At 72.1% G+C, this 18,358-nt stretch carries 13 protein-coding genes; 6 read left to right on the top strand and 7 right to left on the bottom strand.

The genetic code is table 11. The features are described 5' to 3' along the window. Window positions 1-58: 58 nt before the first annotated feature. Complete coding sequence (locus B4U46_RS14285) at window positions 59-1,141, top strand: nucleotidyltransferase family protein (protein WP_079427532.1); 1,083 nt, start codon at window positions 59-61, stop codon at window positions 1,139-1,141. A gap of 23 nt (window positions 1,142-1,164) precedes the next feature. Continuing rightward, window positions 1,165-1,971: a polyprenol monophosphomannose synthase gene (locus tag B4U46_RS14280; RefSeq protein ID WP_079427530.1), complete on the top strand. Its 807-nt coding sequence runs from the start codon at window positions 1,165-1,167 to the stop codon at window positions 1,969-1,971. 66 nt (window positions 1,972-2,037) lie between these two features. Here B4U46_RS14280 and B4U46_RS14275 read toward each other — a convergent pair whose 3' ends face one another. Next, a complete protein-coding gene (locus B4U46_RS14275) occupies window positions 2,038-3,183 on the bottom strand; it encodes an acyltransferase family protein (RefSeq protein WP_079427528.1) in 1,146 nt (381 codons plus the stop codon). Window positions 3,184-3,296: 113 nt separating this feature from the next. After that, window positions 3,297-4,694 carry an LCP family protein gene (locus tag B4U46_RS14270; protein ID WP_079427526.1) on the bottom strand — a complete coding sequence of 466 codons (1,398 nt, stop codon included), beginning with the start codon at window positions 4,692-4,694 and terminating at the stop codon, window positions 3,297-3,299. Window positions 4,695-4,800: 106 nt separating this feature from the next. On the opposite strand from B4U46_RS14270, the gene B4U46_RS14265 reads away from it, so the two are divergent. Continuing rightward, complete coding sequence (locus B4U46_RS14265) at window positions 4,801-5,340, top strand: acyl-CoA thioesterase (protein ID WP_079427524.1); 540 nt, start codon at window positions 4,801-4,803, stop codon at window positions 5,338-5,340. 123 nt (window positions 5,341-5,463) lie between these two features. Then, window positions 5,464-6,963, top strand: a complete 1,500-nt coding sequence (locus B4U46_RS14260) for a glycosyltransferase family 39 protein (protein WP_079427522.1) — start codon at window positions 5,464-5,466, stop codon at window positions 6,961-6,963. 18 nt (window positions 6,964-6,981) lie between these two features. On the opposite strand, the gene B4U46_RS14255 is transcribed toward B4U46_RS14260, so the two are convergent. After that, a complete protein-coding gene (locus B4U46_RS14255; RefSeq protein ID WP_079427520.1) occupies window positions 6,982-8,496 on the bottom strand; it encodes an LCP family protein in 1,515 nt (504 codons plus the stop codon). A 144-nt stretch (window positions 8,497-8,640) separates the two neighbouring features. Between B4U46_RS14255 and B4U46_RS14250 the strand changes: the two genes are divergently transcribed. Further along, entirely contained in the window at window positions 8,641-9,666 is a 1,026-nt protein-coding gene (locus tag B4U46_RS14250; protein ID WP_079427518.1) for a glycosyltransferase family 2 protein, read from the top strand. 85 nt (window positions 9,667-9,751) lie between these two features. Here B4U46_RS14250 and B4U46_RS14245 read toward each other — a convergent pair whose 3' ends face one another. The 4 genes from B4U46_RS14245 to B4U46_RS14230 all read right to left on the bottom strand — a co-directional run bounded on the left by B4U46_RS14245 (window position 9,752) and on the right by B4U46_RS14230 (window position 15,958). Further along, window positions 9,752-11,488: an LCP family protein gene (locus tag B4U46_RS14245; RefSeq protein WP_079427516.1), complete on the bottom strand. Its 1,737-nt coding sequence runs from the start codon at window positions 11,486-11,488 to the stop codon at window positions 9,752-9,754. A 156-nt stretch (window positions 11,489-11,644) separates the two neighbouring features. Next, window positions 11,645-13,387 carry an LCP family protein gene (locus tag B4U46_RS14240; protein ID WP_079427514.1) on the bottom strand — a complete coding sequence of 581 codons (1,743 nt, stop codon included), beginning with the start codon at window positions 13,385-13,387 and terminating at the stop codon, window positions 11,645-11,647. Between the two features lie 222 nt (window positions 13,388-13,609). Next, a complete protein-coding gene (locus tag B4U46_RS14235) occupies window positions 13,610-14,872 on the bottom strand; it encodes an LCP family protein (protein WP_079427512.1) in 1,263 nt (420 codons plus the stop codon). A 336-nt stretch (window positions 14,873-15,208) separates the two neighbouring features. Then, window positions 15,209-15,958 carry a TIGR03089 family protein gene (locus B4U46_RS14230; RefSeq protein WP_185117285.1) on the bottom strand — a complete coding sequence of 250 codons (750 nt, stop codon included), beginning with the start codon at window positions 15,956-15,958 and terminating at the stop codon, window positions 15,209-15,211. A 139-nt stretch (window positions 15,959-16,097) separates the two neighbouring features. Between B4U46_RS14230 and B4U46_RS14225 the strand changes: the two genes are divergently transcribed. Then, a complete protein-coding gene (locus B4U46_RS14225) occupies window positions 16,098-17,525 on the top strand; it encodes a peptidoglycan recognition protein (protein WP_079427510.1) in 1,428 nt (475 codons plus the stop codon). Window positions 17,526-18,358: the final 833 nt, after the last annotated feature.

Raw genomic sequence — 18,358 nt, 5'->3', positions numbered from 1 at the left:
TGCCGGATGGGCTAACTTTGAAGCTTCGTACGCCTGAACCGGTTGGGGAGAGAACAAAATGACGGAAGCGATCCTGCTGGTCGGCGGGCAGGGGACGCGTCTGCGCCCCGTGACGGTGAACACCCCCAAGCCGATGGTTCCGGCAGCGGGCGTCCCGTTCCTCGCCCACCAGATCGCCAGGGCCGCTGCCGCCGGTGTCACGCACATCGTGATGGCCACCTGCTACCTCGCCGAGGTCTTCGAGCCCTACTTCGGCGACGGATCCGACTTCGGCATCAGCCTCGAGTACGTCGTCGAGGACGAGCCCCTCGGCACCGGCGGTGCCATCCGCAACGCCGCCCAGCGCCTGACCGGCGGCCCGGACTCGCCCGTGCTCGTCTTCAACGGCGACATCCTGACCGGCCTCGACATCGCCGGCCTGGTCGAGTCCCACCGGGCGGCCGACGCCGACGTCTCCCTCCACCTCGTGCGCGTCGAGGACCCCCGCGCCTTCGGCCTGGTCCCCACCGACCCCGACGGCCGGGTGCTGGCCTTCACCGAGAAGCCCGAGACCCCCGAAGAGATCATCACGGACCAGATCAACGCCGGCTGCTACGTCTTCCGCCGCAGCGTGATCGACTCCATTCCGGCCGGCCGGCCGGTATCCGTCGAGCGCGAGACCTTCCCCGGCCTCCTCGCCTCCGGTGCCAAGCTGCACGGCGTGACCGAGGACACCTACTGGCTGGACCTCGGCAAGCCGGAGTCCTTCGTCCAGGCTTCCGCCGACCTCGTGCGCGGGGTCGTCTCCTCCCCGGCCGTCCCCGGCCCCCGCGGCGAGGCCCTCGTCCTGCCCGGTGCCCAGGTGTCGGAAGGCGCGAAGCTGACGGGCGGTACCGTGGTGGGTGCCGGCGCCCGGATCGAATCGGGCGCTGTCGTCCAGGGTTCCATCGTGCTGGACGGCGCGGTCCTCGGCGCGGACACGGTGGTGAACGCCAGCCTCATCGGCGCCGGCGCCTCGGTGGGTTCGCGCACGGTCGTGACCGGTGCCGTCATCGGTGACGGTGCCGTCGTGGGGGCCGACAACGAACTTCGCGCAGGGGTGCGGGTGTGGTGCGAGGCGGAACTGCCCGACGCAGCCGTCCGTTTCTCCTCCGACCGGTGACCAACTCAGTGAGGCATAACCCTGTGATAGGCGAGCAGCAGACTCCCCGCAAGACCGACGTTGCCACCACCAAGCTCCCCGACACCTGGGCGCACACCCCCCTCACCGTGGTCATGCCGACCTACAACGAGGCGGGCAACCTCCCGGGCATGGTGGAACTGCTGATGGGTCTCGACCAGCCGGGCCTGCGCCTGCTGATCGTCGACGACTCCTCGCCCGACGGCACCGGCAAGATCGCCGACGAGCTCGCGGAGGGCTACCTCACCGAGGAGGGCAAGCCGCGCATGTCGGTCCTGCACCGCACCGCGAAGGACGGCCTCGGCCGCGCCTACGCGGCCGGCATGGCCAAGGCCGTCGAGGAGGGCGCCGAGTACGTGCTCCAGATGGACGCGGACGGCTCCCACCCGGCCGGCAAGATCGCCGAGATGCTGGGCGTGGCCCGCTCCACCGGCGCCGGCCTGGTCGTGGGCTCCCGCTACGTGCCGGGCGGCACCCTGTCCGACGCCTGGGGCGCGCACCGCAAGCTGCTCTCCCGCTGGGCCAACGCGTACGCGAGCACCATCCTGGGCACCCGTGTCCGTGACATCACGGGCGGGTTCAACCTGTGGAGCGCGGGCGCGCTGAAGGCCATCGACCTTGCGTCGATCGGCAGCGCCGGCTACAGCTTCCAGGTGGAGATGAAGTACAAGGCGCTGCGCCGCGGTTTCCAGGTGATGGAGGTCCCGATCCACTTCGAGGACCGTACCGTCGGCGAGTCGAAGATGAACCTGGCCGTGCAGCTGGAGTCCATCGCGATGCCGTGGAAGCTCCGCGCCCGCGCCGGGCGCTGATCCGCCACGAGGACATGCGGAAGGGGCACCCCCTCGGGGGTGCCCCTTCCGCGTGCCCGGCGGCCCTCAGGCCCTGGCGGGGCGCCGTTCCAGCATGCGCTTGAGCGCCGCCGAGCCGGGCCGTTCCACGAACCGCACGACCAGCCAGGACGCCAGCAGCATCGAGCCGGTCATCGACAGGATGAGCACGTAGGGGTGGACGTCGCCCGCCCAGTGCTCCATCAGCGTCACACCCACCTGCTGGTGCAGCAGGTACAGGGGGTAGGACATCGCGCCCGCCACCGACAGCCAGCGCCAGTTGATCCGGTCCAGCAGGCCCAGCGCGACCGCGGCCATCACGAGGTAGAAGAAGGTGACCACGGCGACGCACACGGCCCAGGACAGCTTGTCGCCGGCGCGGGTGTTCCAGCCGTGGATGTCGGTCATGTAGCGCTGCATCAGCAGCCAGGACAGGGCCAGCAGGATCCAGGGCTCGCCGACGCGGGCGCCCTCGCGGCGGATCAGGTAGAAGCAGATGCCGGAGATGAACAGCGGCGAGTAGGTCTGGTTCGCCACCGCCTCCAGCACCGGCAGGCCGGAGGTCGGCGCGAGGATCGAGACGACGGTCCAGATCCAGCAGAAGTTCATGACCCGGCGGTACGTCAGGCCCTTCCAGGCGACGATCGCGAAGATCAGGTAGAACCGGGCCTCCGACCACAGGGTCCAGTAGGAGGGGTCGAGCGAGGGGTTGTTCAGCGGCATCTGCACCATCGTCAGATTGGTCAGGATCTGACTGGGCGTGGGATGGCTGCCACCGTAGGCCTGCGCGTAGAGCACCATGACGGTGCCGGTCACCAGGGCGCAGAACCAGTACGCCGGACCGAGCCGTACGACACGGCTGCGCAGGTAGCTGCCCAGCGGCCGGCCCCAGGCGGACATGCAGATGACGAAGCCGCTGATCATGAAGAACAGCTCGACGCCGAGCCAGCCGTAGCGCGAGACCGTGGCCAGCGGGCCGAACAGCTCCTTGTTCTCGCGGCTGCCCCAGATCACGGGGTGCACGTAGTGGGCGCTGAGCACCACCACGGCCGCCACGATCCGCAGGCCGTCCAGGATCCGCAGCCGGGGCTTGGGGGCGGAGGCCGGGTTGCGCCGCTGCTCCACGAGGGCTGTCGCTTGGGCTCCGTCCCGCCTCAGGTCGCCGAGTTCGGGCGGGGCCGCTGGCAAAGACATCTACGCTCCAGAGCAGGCGTGCAAAAGGCGGCCCAGTCTTACGAAGAACTCACCGGACTGTCCAGCGCTCCGCGGAACGAGTGCTTCATTTCACTGCCGGCCTCGCTTCCGGCTCACTGCCCCCTGACGGTGACCTTCTGGTCGTTCTGGATCTCCTTGACCAGCTGCTGGACCTTCGGCTTGTCCCACAGGAGGTTGCCGCCCCGCTGCCCGGAGATCGGCATGTTCATCGACACGCCCTCACCGCTGTTGATGCCCTTCATGGCGAAGAACATCTGGCCCATGTCCCACAGGGACATGTCCTTGTCGACGATGAGGGTGTCCAGGCCGGCGCCCAGCACCGGGTAGAGGGAGAAGGGGTTGAGGACGGTGCCCGGGGTGGCGGCCTGGGAGGCGAGCGCGGCCAGGAACTTCTGCTGGTTCTTCGTCCGTTGCAGGTCCGACTCGGCGAAGGCGTAGCGGGTGCGGACGAAGGCCAGGGACTGCTCGCCGTTGAGGGTCTGCTTGCCCGCCTTGAAGTCGGCGCCGGACTTCTCGTCCTTGAAGCCCTGTTCGATGTTCAGCTCCACGCCGCCGAGCGCGTCGACGATGTTCGCGAAGCCGGCGAAGCCGATCTCGGCGTAGTGGTCGATGCGCAGGCCGGTGTTGAACTCGATCGTCCGGACCAGCAGCTCCGGGCCGTCGTCGGCGTACGCGGCGTTGAGCTTGGTCCGCTTGCCGGTGCCGGCGTACTTCTTGCCCGACTGCGAGCCGACGAACGAGGGGATCTCCACGTCGGAGTCGCGCGGCAGCGAGACCATGGTGTTCCCGCTGGAGCACTTGGCCAGGATCATCATCGAGTCGGTGCGCTTGCCCTCGGCGGAGCCCGTGTGGAGCTTCTTCTTCTCCTCGTCGGACATGCCCTCGCGGCTGTCGGAGCCCACGATGAGGTAGGTCGTGCAGTCGCCTTCCTTCGGCCGCTCGATGACCTTGGACAGGTCGACCTCGCGGCGGACCTTGGAGTCGGCCCAGAAGTAGGTGCCGATCGTGGTCACCAGGAGTACGGAGACGATCGCGATCGAACCGATCTTGATCCGCTTGCGCCAGTCCGGCGCGGGACCGGCCGGCCGGACCGGACCGCCGGGGCCGCCCGGTCCGCCCGGTCCGCCGGGACGCCCGGGACCGGAGGGACCGGAGGGACGTCCGGGGCCCGAAGGGCGGCCGTAGACCTGGCCGGTGTTGTAGCCGCTGTCGTACGCCGCGTCGGGACCCTGCGTCTGCTGCGGCGGCACCCCGTAGCCGGGGCCGGGCCGCGCGCCGGGCGGCGGGGCCTGCGGCGGAACGGAGGGCCGGGCGGGGCCCTGGGCGGGACGGGGCTGGGACCGGGGAGGCTGCGGGGCCTGCGGCTGCCGCTGCACGTGGCGCATCCGCTGCGGCCCCTGCGGCTGCGCCTGCCCGCTGCCGCGTCCGTACCCGTCATCACGTCGGCCGCGCGCGTCGCGCTCCCCGCCGAAGCCGTCCCAGTCACTCATGCGCACAAGGATGCCCGGCCGGGAGCGCCCCGGGACACCCCGGTGGGGTCTTCGTACCGGGGCTGTTGCACACCTGATGCCTCGGAGACGCACTTAAGGTGGCTGCATGACACAGATACCGGACGCACCGGAGGGGAAGCCGATCTCGGCGTCCCGGACCACCCTCAGCCACATCATGACCGCGGCCGACACCAACCTCCTCGGCACCGTGCACGGCGGTGTGATCATGAAGCTGGTGGACGACGCGGCCGGCGCCGTGGCCGGGCGTCACTCCGGCGGGGCCGCCGTCACCGCCTCCATGGACGAGATGGCCTTCCTCGCCCCGGTCCGCGTCGGCGACCTGGTGCACGTCCGGGCGCAGGTCAACTGGACCGGCCGCTCCTCGATGGAGATCGGCGTACGGGTCCTGGCGGAGCGGTGGAACGAGTCCACCCCCGCCACCCAGGTCGGCAGCGCCTACCTCGTCTTCACGGCGGTGGACTCCGACGGCAAGCCCCGCACGGTCCCGCCGGTGATCCCGGAGACGGAGCAGGACGAGCGCCGCTACCAGGAGGCCCAGATCCGCCGCACGCACCGCCTCGCCCGCCGCCAGGCGATCAAGGAGCTGCGCGAGCGCCGCATCGCGGAGGGCCTGGACGAGGACTGACCCACGGTGACCGCGCATACGGGAGCCTTATCCGAAGCCCCCGTATGCTGATACGTCGACGTCCGGCTCCCGCGCGAGGGACGGCCGTGCACCCACGACCGGCTCTGCCGCGGAGATTTCCTGATGCCGACTGCCACGCAGACCGCCCCCGCGCCCGCCGCCCCCGCCCGTGCGGGCCGGCGGCGGCCGCCCGGGCCCGACTGGCTGTGGGCGGCACTGCTGACCCTGGCGGTGACCACCTTCCGGGCCGGGACCCCGCAGCTGTGGCGTGACGAGCTGGCCAGCTGGAACGCCGCCTCCCGCAGCACCGGCGAGCTGTTCGGGATGCTGGGGCACGTCGACGCCGTCTCCGGCCTCTACTACCTGATGCTGCACTACTGGGTCTCCGTCTTCGGGGACTCCGCCGCCATGCTCCGGCTGCCCTCGGCGCTGGCCATGGCCGGTTCCGCCGCCCTGGTGGTGCTGATCGCCCGGGCCCTTTTCGACCGCCGGACGGCCGTGTTCGCGGGGCTGCTGTTCGCGCTGCTGCCCGTCGTGACCCGGTACGGCACCGAAGCCCGGTCGTACGCCTTCGTGGTGCTCACCGTGACCGCCGCGACGTGGCTGCTGCTGCGGGCGCTGGAGCGGCCGTCGGCGGGGCGCTGGGCCGGGTACTCCGCGCTGGTCGCGGTGTCGGGGCTGCTGCACATGGTGTCGCTGCTGGTCCTGCTGCCGCACGCGATGATCGTGGCCCTGCGGTGGCGGGACGGCCGGCGTACCCGCAGCGCGCTGTCCTTCGTGGGGGCGGCCGGGGTGGGGCTGCTGCCGGTGGTTCCGCTGCTGCTGCTGGGGCGGCGGCAGGTCGGCCGGCAGATCAGCTGGATCGAGACCCCGCACCTTCGGGACGTCGCCGGCCTCTGGGACAACCTGTTCACCTCCCCGCTGGTGGGCCTGGCCGTCGCCGCGCTGGCACTGCTGCCGCTCGCGTGGCCGCGGGGCCGGCGTCCCGCCGTCGAGCTGATGCTGCTGGGGGCCGCGCCGATCGCCGCCTGCTTCGTGGCCTCGCAGGGCAGCTCCTCGTACTTCATCGACCGCTACGTGCTGTTCACCGTCCCCGCCTGGGCGGTCCTCGCCGCCGCCGGGCTGGCCGCGCTGCGGCCCCGGGCGGCCGGTGCGGCCGGGCTGGCGGCGCTGGTCCTGCTCGGCGCCCCCGACCAGCGCCAGCTGCGCACCGAGCAGGCGAAGGAGACCTCCGACGGCATCGCGGCGGCACGGGTGATCGCCAAGGGCTACCGGGCCGGCGACGGCCTCGTGACCCCGCGCGGCAAGGCGGAACGGGTGTTCATGATCGACTACCAGATCGGGTACTACCTGCCCGACCGGGTCCGGCCGCGCGACGTCTTCGCCGAGCGCTCGGCGGTGGCGTCCGACGACCTGTTCCCCGTGGAGTGCAGGCAGCCCGAGCGCTGCCTGGGCGACACGAAGCGGATCTGGCTGGTCACCCGGGACACCGACGACGGCCACCACGACCCGTACAACAAGCTCCCCGCGGCCCCGAAGAAGGCGCTGAAGGACCACTACCGGGTCGCTTCGACGACAGAGGTGCGCGGCCTGCACGTCTCCCTGCTGGAGCGGGTGAAGTAGCGGCCCCGGCGCGGGCGGCTACTTCCCGCAGACCACCTGGTCGCCCGTGACCACGCCGAACTCGCCCTGGTAGGGGTCCTCGGGCCGTACCGGGACGACCTTGGTGTAGTCGGAGCCGGCGATGACCAGCACCGTCCGGCCCTGCCCGGCCACCGCGCGCAGCTCGCTGCCGGGCAGCGCCGCCGCCACCGTGCGGGCGGAGCGGTCCCAGCGCGGGTCGTACGAGATCACCGTGCGCCGCACGCCGCGGCCCGCGCCGCTGCCGGGGGTGCCGGTGGTGTCGAAGCCGGTGGCGCGCAGGGCGGAGTCCACCCGGCCGCCGAGCCCGTCGATGCGGGTGCCGTTCTCCACCTGGACCCGGACCTGCTGCGGGGGCACGTCCACCGGGACGGCCGCCGGCGTCGCGGCGGGCGCGGGACGGGCGGCGGGGTGCCCGGGGCGGGCCGGGGCCAGGGGGCGGTCCTCGCGCAGGGACTCGAAGAGCTGGGCGGCCTTGGACTCGTCCCACTTCACGGTCGAGCCGATGCCCTTGACCGGGTACGAGGCGTCCCCGATCGGGACGGAGGCGAACTCGGACGAGGAGGGGGTGAAACCGCGCATGGCCTGCCCCAGCGCCAGCATCTGCTCGGAGCCGAAGTCCTTGTCGGCGCGCACCGAGCCCAGCAGGGTGGAGCTGACCTCCTTGAACTTCACCGGGTTGAGCAGCACCCCGCCGCCGGTGGCCTGTTTGATCAGGGCGGCGACGAACCGCTGCTGGCGCTGCATGCGGCCCAGGTCGGCGGCCCCGTCGACATGGCGGGAGCGGACGTACTGGAGGGCCTGGCCGCCGGTGAGGCGGTGGGTGCCGGGCAGCAGGTGCAGGCCGGTGTTCTGGTCGTGGAGGGCCTTGGCGGTGCAGATCTCGACCCCGCCCATCGCGTCGACGGTCCGCATGAAGCTGGTGAAGTCGACCTCCAGGTAGTGGTCGATCTTGACCCGGGTCATGCTCTCGACGGTCCGCACGGTCAGGTTCGGCCCGCCCTCGGCGTAGGCGGCGTTGAGCTTCACCGGGTGGGGGCGGTGGGGCGCGCCGGTGTCCGGGTCCGGGTGGGCGGGGAGTTCGGCGTAGCTGTCGCGGGGGAGGCTGACCACGCTGGCCCGCTGCTGGTCGGCGGAGAGGTGCACCAGCATGATCGTGTCGGTGCAGTGGCAGGGCTCCCCGCCGAGGCGGTACTCGCGCTTCTCCTCCGGGGTGATCTTGTCGCGGCCGTCGGTGCCGACCAGCAGGAAGTTCATCCCGTGCCCGGCCTGGGGGCGGTTCTTCATGTCCTTGAAGGGGTCCACCCGTTCGATACCGGTGTCCAGGCCCGTCATCACGGCGTGCCCGACGGCCCCGGAGCCCAGGACCACCAGGGAGAACCCGGCCGCGATCCGTACGCCCCAGCGGGGCCGGTCGCGCCGGCCGCGGGCCGTCCCGCCGCGGCCGCCGCCCTTCCGTGCGCGCTGCGGCTGGGCCGGCCCGGCGGGCCGGTGGGGACGGTGCGGCTGGGGCACGGGGGACACCTCCCGGTACGTCGGGCAGATTCATCGGAACAGTAGGCCCATACGATCAGCGTCTGTCCGTACCGCTCGTCCGCCGCGCACCCGTTTCCCCCGTACGCGGTAACGTGACACCGATACCCGACCGTGAAGGACGACATGCCCGCCCAGCAGCCCGCAGTCTCGGTGATCATGCCGGTGCTCAACGAGGAGCGCCATCTGCGTGACTCCGTCCGGCACATCCTCGGACAGGAGTACGCCGGAGAGATGGAGGTGGTGATCGCGCTCGGGCCGTCCACGGACCGCACCGACGAGATCGCCGCCGAACTCGTACGCGAAGACCCCCGCGTCCACACCGTCCCCAACCCCACCGGACGGACCCCCGCCGCCCTCAACGCCGCGATCAAGGCCTCGCGCCACCCGATCGTCGTCCGCGTCGACGGCCACGGCATGCTCTCCCCGGACTACATCGCCACCGCCGTCCGCCTCCTGGAGGAGACCGGTGCGCAGAACGTCGGCGGCATCATGCACGCCGAGGGGGAGAACGCCTGGGAGGACGCCGTCGCCGCCGCGATGACCTCGAAGATCGGCGTCGGCAACGCGGCCTTCCACACCGGCGGCGAACCCGGCCCCGCCGACACCGTCTACCTCGGCGTCTTCCGCCGCGAGGCGCTCGAACAGCAGGGCGGCTACAACGAGGAGTTCATCCGCGCCCAGGACTGGGAGCTGAACTTCCGCATCCGCGAGGCCGGCGGGCTGATCTGGTTCTCGCCCGAGCTGAAGGTCCAGTACCGGCCCCGGCCCTCCGTGCGGGCCCTGGCCAAGCAGTACAAGGACTACGGCCGCTGGCGGCACGTCGTGTCCCGCTACCACGCCGGCTCCATCAACCTGCGCTACCTGGCCCCGCCGACCGCCGTCTGCGCGATCGCGGCCGGGGTGGTCGCGGGCGTCGCCGTCACCCCGTGGGCGTTCGCCGTCCCGGCCGGCTACCTCGCGGCGATCACCGCCGGGTCCGTCCCCGCGGGCAGGGGGCTGCCGCTGAAGGCCCGGGCGCAGATCCCCGTGGCCCTCGCGACGATGCACATGTCCTGGGGCTACGGCTTCCTCACCAGCCCGCGCTCGCTCGCGCGGAAGGTCATCGCCAGCCGCCGCCCGTCGGTGCGCCGCGACCCGGCCGAGGTCTGAGGGGCGCGACCCGCGGCACACGCGAAGGGGTGACCCGGTCCGTACGGGACCGGGTCACCCCTTCGCGTTCAGTGGAGCCGCCGGCTCACCAGCGGTACGGCTTGTAGACGTCCATGCAGGCTCCGGTGTCCGAGCCGTTGATCGCGTCGGCGGTGTCCGGGATCGACCCGGCCGGCGGCGGGGTCTGCGCCGGGAAGGCGTTGCCCTCGCGCCAGTCCGCACCCACGATCAGGGTGATCTTCGAGACGTCGGCCGACTGCTGCACCGCCGTCTCCGGGATGCCCAGGGAGGCCGCCACGTTCTTCGCCTCGTCCGCCAGGTCCGGCGTCGGGTAGCGCACCACGGTGGTCTTCTCCGGGATCAGCGCGCTGTCCGCCCGGGCCCCGGTGAAGCCCTTGGAGACCAGGACGTCCGCGATCGCGTTCGCCCGGTGGGGTGCCAGCGGCTGGCCGGCGGCCGTGCCGTTGACCACGTTCACGGCGATCTTGTCCGGGGCCGTGCCCGGGAGCTTCGAGGGCACCTGGCCGGCCGGCGCCGCGGGCTGCGAGCCGGTCGGAGCGGGCTGAGGGGCACCGGGAGAGGGCTGCGCGGCCGACGGGCTCTGCGCGGCCGACGGGCTCTGCGCGGCCTGCGGCGCTCCGTTCTTGTCGAACGCGATGTCCTTGCGGAGCATCGTCCACAGCTTCTCGGCGTCCGGCTGGTTCACGATGAGCCGGTCCTCGTCCCGGGGGTCCTGGAACGTCGGCATCGTCGTCATCGTGATGCGGTTGGTCGGGACGTCCTTGAGCTGCATGGCCAGGTTGTAGAGCTTCTTGACCGAGCCGATCTCCTCGGAGACCTCCAGGGCCTTGGTGCCCGCCTCCGCCAGGTCCGTGATCCGGCCGACGTCGGTGAAGGCGTTCTGGCTCTTGAGCTCGCGCATCATCGAGTTCATGTACATGTGCTGGGCCTGCGCCCGGCCCAGGTCGCTGCTGAACGCGTGCCGGGTGCGCAGCCACTGGAGCGCCTGCTCGCCCTTGACCCGGGTCGTGCCCTTCTGGAGCTTCAGGCCCGAGCCGCCGCTCGAGGTGGGCAGCGGCCGGTCCCAGACGTTGTCCTTGACGCAGACCGGGACGCCGCCGATCGCGTCGGCCATCTTCACGACACCGGAGAAGTCGATCATCATCCAGTGGTCGATGTAGACGTTGGTCAGCTTCTCCCAGGTGGCCAGGGTGCAGCCGGGGCCGCCGCGGCCGAGCGACTCGTTGATCATCGCGTTGGTCTTCTTGAACTTCTCGCCGGACTTGGGGTCCGTGCACTCGGGTATGTCGACCCGGGTGTCGCGCGGGATGCTCACGACCGAGGCGTTCTCGCGGTCGGCCGACACGTGCAGCAGCATCTGCACGTCCGCGAGCGGGGGGTTGCCCACGGTGTCGCGGCTGCCGCCGAGTTCCACGTTCTCCGGCTTGTTGCGGCTGTCGGAGCCGATCAGCAGGATGTTCAGCGGGCGCTGGCCCTTGGCGTTGGCGTGGGTCTTCTCCACGCTGCTCTCGCCGCTGAGGCGCTGTCCGCTGCGGATGTTGTTGTTGAGGTGGTTGTAGTAGAGGTACCCGGCCGCCGAGGTTCCCAGGATCAGGAACGCCAGGACGGACGCCACCCAGAACAGCACCCGCCGGCGGCGCCGGCGGGCGGGGATGCCACCGCCCGGGGGCTGGGCGCTGCCGCCCGAACCCTCCCGGGGTGGGGGCACCGCGCCGGACACCTTCTTCTTGCCGCCTTCGGATATGCCGTCGGCGTCGGCGGCCTTGTCGGGCGCCCCCTCCCCCCGCACGCTGCTGTGCATCACGCGTACCCCCCTCAAGAATCTTTACCGGTCGGTATTGTGCCGGTCCTGCCGGCTACCGCCCCATCGGCGGTCTGTGGACTTTCGGCGGGCGGCCCGATCGCCGCCCGGTACTGCTTCGCCGCGCCGTCCCCCGGCGCCCTCCGGAGAGGCCGGTCACTTGGCGCAGACCGCCTTGTCCGCCTCGACCCGCTGGACCCCCTCCGGGGCCTGCTGCGGGGCCGCCGCGCCGAGCGGTGTGCCGGGTTCCTTGAAGTCGGAGCCCAGGGTCAGCTTCATCGGGGTCTTCGGCCCCGCGTCCACCGCACCCGGTTTCAGGGCGGAGGCGGGCAGGCCCATCATGTCCGCCAGCGCCCTGGCCTGGTCGGCCTGGTTGGGGGCGTACTCCAGCTGCGTGGCGGCCAGCCGCGCCGAGGCGTTGCCGTGGTTGCCCGCCTTGTACACGCCCTTGGTGTTCTGCAGCCAGGTCAGGGTGGTGGACGCCGCCCCCGGGGGGCCGCCGCCGTTGTACACGTCCACCCGGACGTCCCCGGCGGGGGCCCGGTTGCCCTGGAGCAGCGCGTCCTGCTTGCTCTTGGCGTCGGCGTCCGCCGCGTTCTTGGCAGCCTGCTCCTTCTTCTCCACCTCCGTGAGGGACACGTCCCCCCGGATCATCTGCAGGAGCGGGTCCGCCTGCGCGGAGTTCACGACCACGGTCGCCTTGCGGTTCGCCGGCTCGTTCGGGTTGTCGACCACCGGCAGCGTCGTGAACGTGACGTTCTTGGGGCTGATGTCCTTCAACTCGCCCGCGAGGGCGGTGAGCTTGCCGATCGAGCCCAGCCCCTGGTCCACGGTCAGCGACTTCGTCGCCGCCTCCGCCAGCGAGAAGAACTTCTTCGGACTGGTCAGCGTCTCCTTGGACTTCATCTCGCGCATCATCGAACCCAGGAACTGCTGCTGGGTCTTGATCCGGTCCAGGTCGCTCTCGTTGCCGAAGGAGTGCCGGGTCCGTACGAAAGCCAGCGCCTGCTCGCCCTCCAGCCGGTGCTCGCCCGCCTTCAGGTTCAGCTTCGAATCGCGGTCGTTGACGTCCTTCGCCACGCAGACGGGCACCCCGCCGACGGCCGTGCTCAGGCTCTTCACCGCATTGAAGTCGACCATCATGAAGTTGTCGACGTCGAGGCCGGTCAGCTGTTTGACCGTGCGCATCGTGCAGCCCGGGTCGCGGCCCTCCTGGCCCAGGCTGTTGTTGAAGCGGGTGGCCCGCGTGCCGGGGATCTCCTTGACCGCGCCGTCGATCTTCGTCGGGCAGGCCGGGATGTCGGTGATCAGGTCGCGCGGGATGGACAGCGCGGTCGCGTTGCTGCGGTCCTTGGAGACGTGGAAGAGGATCGTGGTGTCGGCGTGGCCGACGCTGTCCGCGTCCCCGTAGCCCTCGTTGCCCTTGCCGCTGCGCTTGTCGGTGCCGATGACCAGGATGTTGATCGGCTGGTCCTTCTTGAACCCGCCGCCCGCGCCGCCGGTGTCGATGACCTTCAGGTTGCCGTTCAGGTGCTCGTAGTAGAGGTAGGAGCCGACCCCGCCGCCGACCAGCAGGAACGCCAGGGTGCCGCCGGTGACCTTGAGCAGCCGCTTGCGGCGGTCGGGGGCGCCGCCCCCCTTGCGGGAGCGCCCGCCGCCGCGCCGCCCGCCGGGCGGGCCCTCGCCGCGGCGGGGCCCCGGGACGGCGGGGGAGGGGGCGGCCGGTGCCGCGGGAGCCGTGGGCGCGGAGGATTTGCGGGTTCTGCGGGGGGCGGAGACCAGGCGCTGCTGCGCAGCGGAACGGCCCAGTTGCAGTTCGTAGTTGCCAGTGCGGGGATTGAGGACCCACTGGTCAGCGGGGTCGATCTCGTCCGCCCGCCCACGGCTTTGCGCATCCACGGTTGCTCGAATCCTCCGTCGGTGCTTCGCGACGCGCCTCCCCCCAGGCGCGCGGTCAACGATCCGGCTGCTGGTGCACGGCCTCTTCACAGCCGGTGCACCGGATCGCTCACCTTATCCGGCCAGGTCAGCCGCAAACCATGCCGGTGACAAAATCCACTCCCCCCATAACGGACCAAAGCGCTCATCCGGCGCGGTTGGCCAGGCGGCTTTTGGATTGCTTTACCGGCAGTCGGCCGTGCCTGCTGTGGTTCCAGTGAAGGTAGGTGCGGGTGTGGGCGCCGAAGAGGTTCCGCTTCCGGTCGGCGAGGGCCCGCCCGAACCGTCACCGGCGGCCTCGCCGGAGCCCTCCGCGGAATCACCGCGCGCGGCCGCGGACGGCTCCGGATCCGGGCTCGGCGACGCCTCCGGCGCGGTCACCGTCACCGGCCGGTCCGCCCGCAGCTGCTCGAACAGCCGGGACGCGTCCGGCTCCACCAGCTCGTCCCGGTTCGGGTCGGCCGCGTAGGGGCGACGGGGCACGGTCAGGAACTTGACCTGGTCGGCCGGTATGCCCCGTACGCCCCGTACGAGTTCATACAGCCCCCGCAGCGAGGCCAGCCCCGGGTCCGTGGTGACCGAGGAGGTCGCCGCGTCCAGCAACGGGTACAGCCTGGCCGGGTTCAGCAGCACCCCGTTGCTGCTCACCTTCTCCCACAGCGAGCCGAGGAACTGCTGCTGGCGCTCCATCCGTTCGGTGTCACTGCCGTTGCCCAGGCTGTAGCGGGCCCGGACGAACCCCAGCGCCTGCTCCCCGCCCAGCACCTGCCGGCCCGCCGGCAGCCGCAGGTGAGCCTCGGTGTCGTCCACCGGCCGCTTCAGGCAGACCTCCACACCGCCGACCGCGTCGACCATCTTCTTGAACCCGCCGAAGTCCACCACCATGTGGTGGTCGATCCGGATCCCGGTCAGCTTCTCGACCGTACGGATCGTGCAGGCGGCCCCGCCCCACTGGAAGGCCCAGTTGAACTGCGCGAACCGGTCCCCGGTGCGCGAGCCGTCCGTCCCCAGGCACTCCGGCACCTCCGTCATCAGGTCCCGCGGGATCGACACCGCCGTCGCACTGCGCCGGTCGGCCGGCAGGTGCAGCAGGATCGTGGTGTCCGAACGCTGCGTGCCCCCGTCCTGCCCGTAGCCCGCGTTCTCCGACCCGGAGCGCGAGTCCGAACCGATCAGCAGGATGTTCTGGGCCCCCGACGCGAAGTGCGCCGGCCGCTCGCGCTCGTAGCGGCGCAGCTCGGCCGTGGCGGAGGTGTCCTCCGTGATGTTCCCGTCGAGCTTCGCGTACAGCCACCAGCCCGTCGCCGCCCCCGCGAGGACCAGCAGGACGGCGCCGAGCCCGATCCAGCGCAGCAGCCGGCGCCGCCGGCGGCCGCGCGGGGGCGTTCCCGCGCCCGCGCCCGCGGCCGTTCCAGCGTCGTCCGGTATGCCCGCGCCGTCCCTCACTCGCGCACCGTCCCCTCGCCGCGCCGGCCACGGCTCCGCCGCACCGGCCAGGGGCCGTACGGGTGAGCACGGCCTGCAGCGATACTCCCCCCACGGGAGACGGGCGGCCCGGGGGCGGGGGGCTGTCTAGACCCATGCGGGTGACAAATCGCCGCCGCCCGCCCTTTCGGGGCCGCCGGATCCCATGGAGGGCGGATCCCACGGCCCCCGGATCCACGGCCGCCGGGTCCCATGGAGGGCGGATCCCACGGCCCCCGGATCCACGGCCCCCGGATCCCACGGCCCCCGGATCCCAGGGAGGGCGGATCGCGCGGGGCCGGTTCACGCGGGGCCGGATCACACGGTGTGCGTGACCCGCTCGCTCTCCACCCGCTGCGCCAGCGCCTCCGGCGCCAGCCGGTCCAGGTTGCGGCACAGCACCACCGAGCCGCCCGCGGCCAGCGGCCCGTACAGACCCGCCGACAGCCCCTCCCAGCCGTCGAAGCCCAGCCCCGACAGCACCCGGGCCCCCGCGCCCAGCCCGCGCTTCGCCGCGTCCTCCCGGGCCCGCTCGACCAGCGCCGCGTACGACAGCTCCTCTCCGCCGACCACCAGCCCCGGCCCGTCCGCGTCCACCGGGGCGAACGGTGCGAACCGGTCACCCTGCCCCGGCACCTCCACCGCGTAGTCCGCGAACCCGGCCGGCGGCTGCGGGAACCGCCCGCCCAGCGGCCGCAGCGCCAGCGCGACCCGCTCACCGGAGCAGGCACGGGCCTCCTCCAGCGTGTCGGGCCCGCTCACCACCAGGTCGGCGTCGGCGGGATCCCCGCCGATCTCCACGACCACCCCGACGGAGGCACAGGCGAGCAGCCACACGGCGCTCTGCCAGTGCGCGGGCAGCAGCAGCGCCAGCCGGTCGCCCGGCTCGGCGCCCAGGTCGCCCTGGAGCAGATTGGCGGTCTTGGCCACCCAATTGGCGAAGGTGGCGACGGACAATTCGACCCGCTCGCCCGTGGCGTCGTCGTAGAAGGTGACGAGAGGGCGGCCCGGATCGGCGGCGAGCGCGGATCGCAGCAGGTCGGCAGGGGTGCGGTCAATGGCGTTCACCCGCCCCAGCGTACGCGGACCCCTCCCCCGTACGGGGGCGGACGCTCGCCCGTCCAGGGGAGGCCCGCCCGGCGCGCCGCCGGACGGGCCGTCAGTTCTCCGATGGCGCTTCGTGGTGGCTGTGCCCAGCATCGCTTCCATGCGCGGATTCCTTGCTTCCTCGATCGGTGTCGTGACGGCCACCGCACTGGCGATGCCGCTCGCCCTCTCCACTCCGGCCCGGGCCGAGGCGGTCCCCGACGCCCCGGGGTCCACCCAGTCACTGCCCCTCGCCCCCCTCGGACCCTCCGCCACCGCGCGGATCCCCGGCGTCCCCGGCATGAGCGCCTCCCCGGACCTGGCCGAGACCCGGGGCCTGACCCCGCGCGACGTCAAGACGTTCTCGCTCGTCGGGGTCGTCTGGGACGACGCCGCCGCCGAACTCGGCGGCCGGGTCCAGGTACGCACCCGCTCCGTCGCCACCGGCGCCTGGTCCGACTGGCAGGACGTCGACACCCACAACGGCGAACACGCCGCCGACCCCGACGCCGCCGAACGCGGCACCGGCCGCCTCCGCGGAGCCACCGCCCCCCTGTGGGTCGGCCCGTCGAACGGAGTGGAGGTCCGCGTCCAGGCGGACGACGCCGCCGCCACCCCCACCCGCGGGGCCGCCCGCCCCGCCCGCCTCCCGTCGGGCCTGCGCCTCGAACTCGTCGACCCGGGCTCGGCCGCGCAGCCGCAGGCCTCCCCGGACGACAAGAACGGCGCGCCCCCGTCGTCGGCCCCCGCCGTCCCCCCGGACGACGACAAGCCCGACGTCCCCGCCGTGCCCGAGATGACCATGGAGGCGGCGGAATCCTCCTCCGCCAACGTCCCGCACGCCCCGCTCGGCGCACTGGAGATCAGCGCCCTCGACAAGGCCGACTCCACCGCCGACGCGCTCGTCGTCGGCGACGGCGAACTCACCGCCGCCGCCCGCCCCTACATCGGCCCCCGCCCGCGGATCGTCACCCGGCGGGGGTGGGGCGCGGACGAGTCCCTGCGCGAACCGGGCTTCGTCTACACCAGCAGGGTCAAGGCGGCCTTCGTCCACCACACCGCCTCCGGCAACAACTACGCCTGCAAGGACGCCCCGGCGGTGCTGCGCAGCCTGTACCGCTACCACGTGGTCAGCGAGGGCTGGCGGGACTTCGGCTACAACTTCGCCATCGACAAGTGCGGGACGGTCTACGAGGGGCGGGCGGGCGGGGTCACCAAGGCGGTCCTCGGCGCCCACACCATGGGCTTCAACGCCGACAGCATGGGCGTCGCGGTGATCGGCACCTACTCCTCCACGGCCCCGCCGAAGGCGGCGGTGGACGCGGTGGCCCGCCTCACGGCATGGAAGCTCGGCCTGTTCGGCGCGGACCCCCGGGCCAAGACCACGCTGACGTCGGGCGGGGGGAACCGGTACAAGAAGGGCACCAAGGTCAAGCTGAACGTCATCTCGGGCCACCGCGACGGCTTCGCCACGGAATGCCCGGGCCGCCTCCTGTACAACCAGCTCCCCCCGACGCGCTCCGCGTCGGCAAAGCTCCAGGGCCGGTAGCGGCACGCCTGCCGGGGCCGCCACACCCGAGTGCCTGGGCCCGCTATCTCCCCCGCGAGGGGCGGGGCCGGACGGCGCCTGCCCACCCGCCTCCCGGGTGCGGGTGGGTGGGGCGGGGCGGCATCCCGCCGGGCGGCGACGGGACAACTGACCGGAACCGGGGATGGCCGGGACCTCACTCGGCGGTCTCAGAGAAGGGTTGGGGCTTTCCCGTCAGTCTCATCGTCCTTCCGCGTCGGGCCACCCTGTCAAGGGCGCTCCCTTCGGTCGCGTCGCTTCGCGATCGCCTGCGGCGACCCTTGACAGGGCGTCCCGCCACGGAAAAACGAAGACTGCCGGGAAACCCCCAAAAGGACGGCACGGTCCATCGATGGACATACGCGGGATCAGCGACCCTTCGGGGTCGTCGGGGGCCGCCTCGCCAAGCATCCGGGCCGACGAGGCAGTGCATCGGGGCCGCTCTCCGCGACAGATCGCTACGCGCTCCTCCCGTCTCAGCGTCTACCAGCCGCCTGGGGCCGCTGCCCGCACTGAAGGCCGACAGGACCGTCATCCGGGACCGGTGGGCGCCCCAGATCGCTACGCGCTTCTCTATTTTCGGCGTCCGACGACCGCCTGGGGCTGGTACCCGCAGCAAATGACGAACAGAGTGGCAAGCGGGACCGGGGGCGCCCCAGATCGCTACGCGCTCCGGTCATCTCGGCGTCGGCGGTCGTCGTGGGTTGGTGTGACGGGGGTCAGCGGATGGCTCGCCAACCGATCCGGTAGCCGAGGGAAGCCGGAGCCCTACGCCGTGTCTCCGCGCTGCGAGCGGTCTGGGGCTGGTCGTAGAA

The sequence above is a fragment of the Streptomyces katrae genome (assembly GCF_002028425.1).
GTDB lineage: Bacteria > Actinomycetota > Actinomycetes > Streptomycetales > Streptomycetaceae > Streptomyces > Streptomyces katrae_A.
This window is presented reverse-complemented; position numbering and strand designations above follow the sequence as displayed.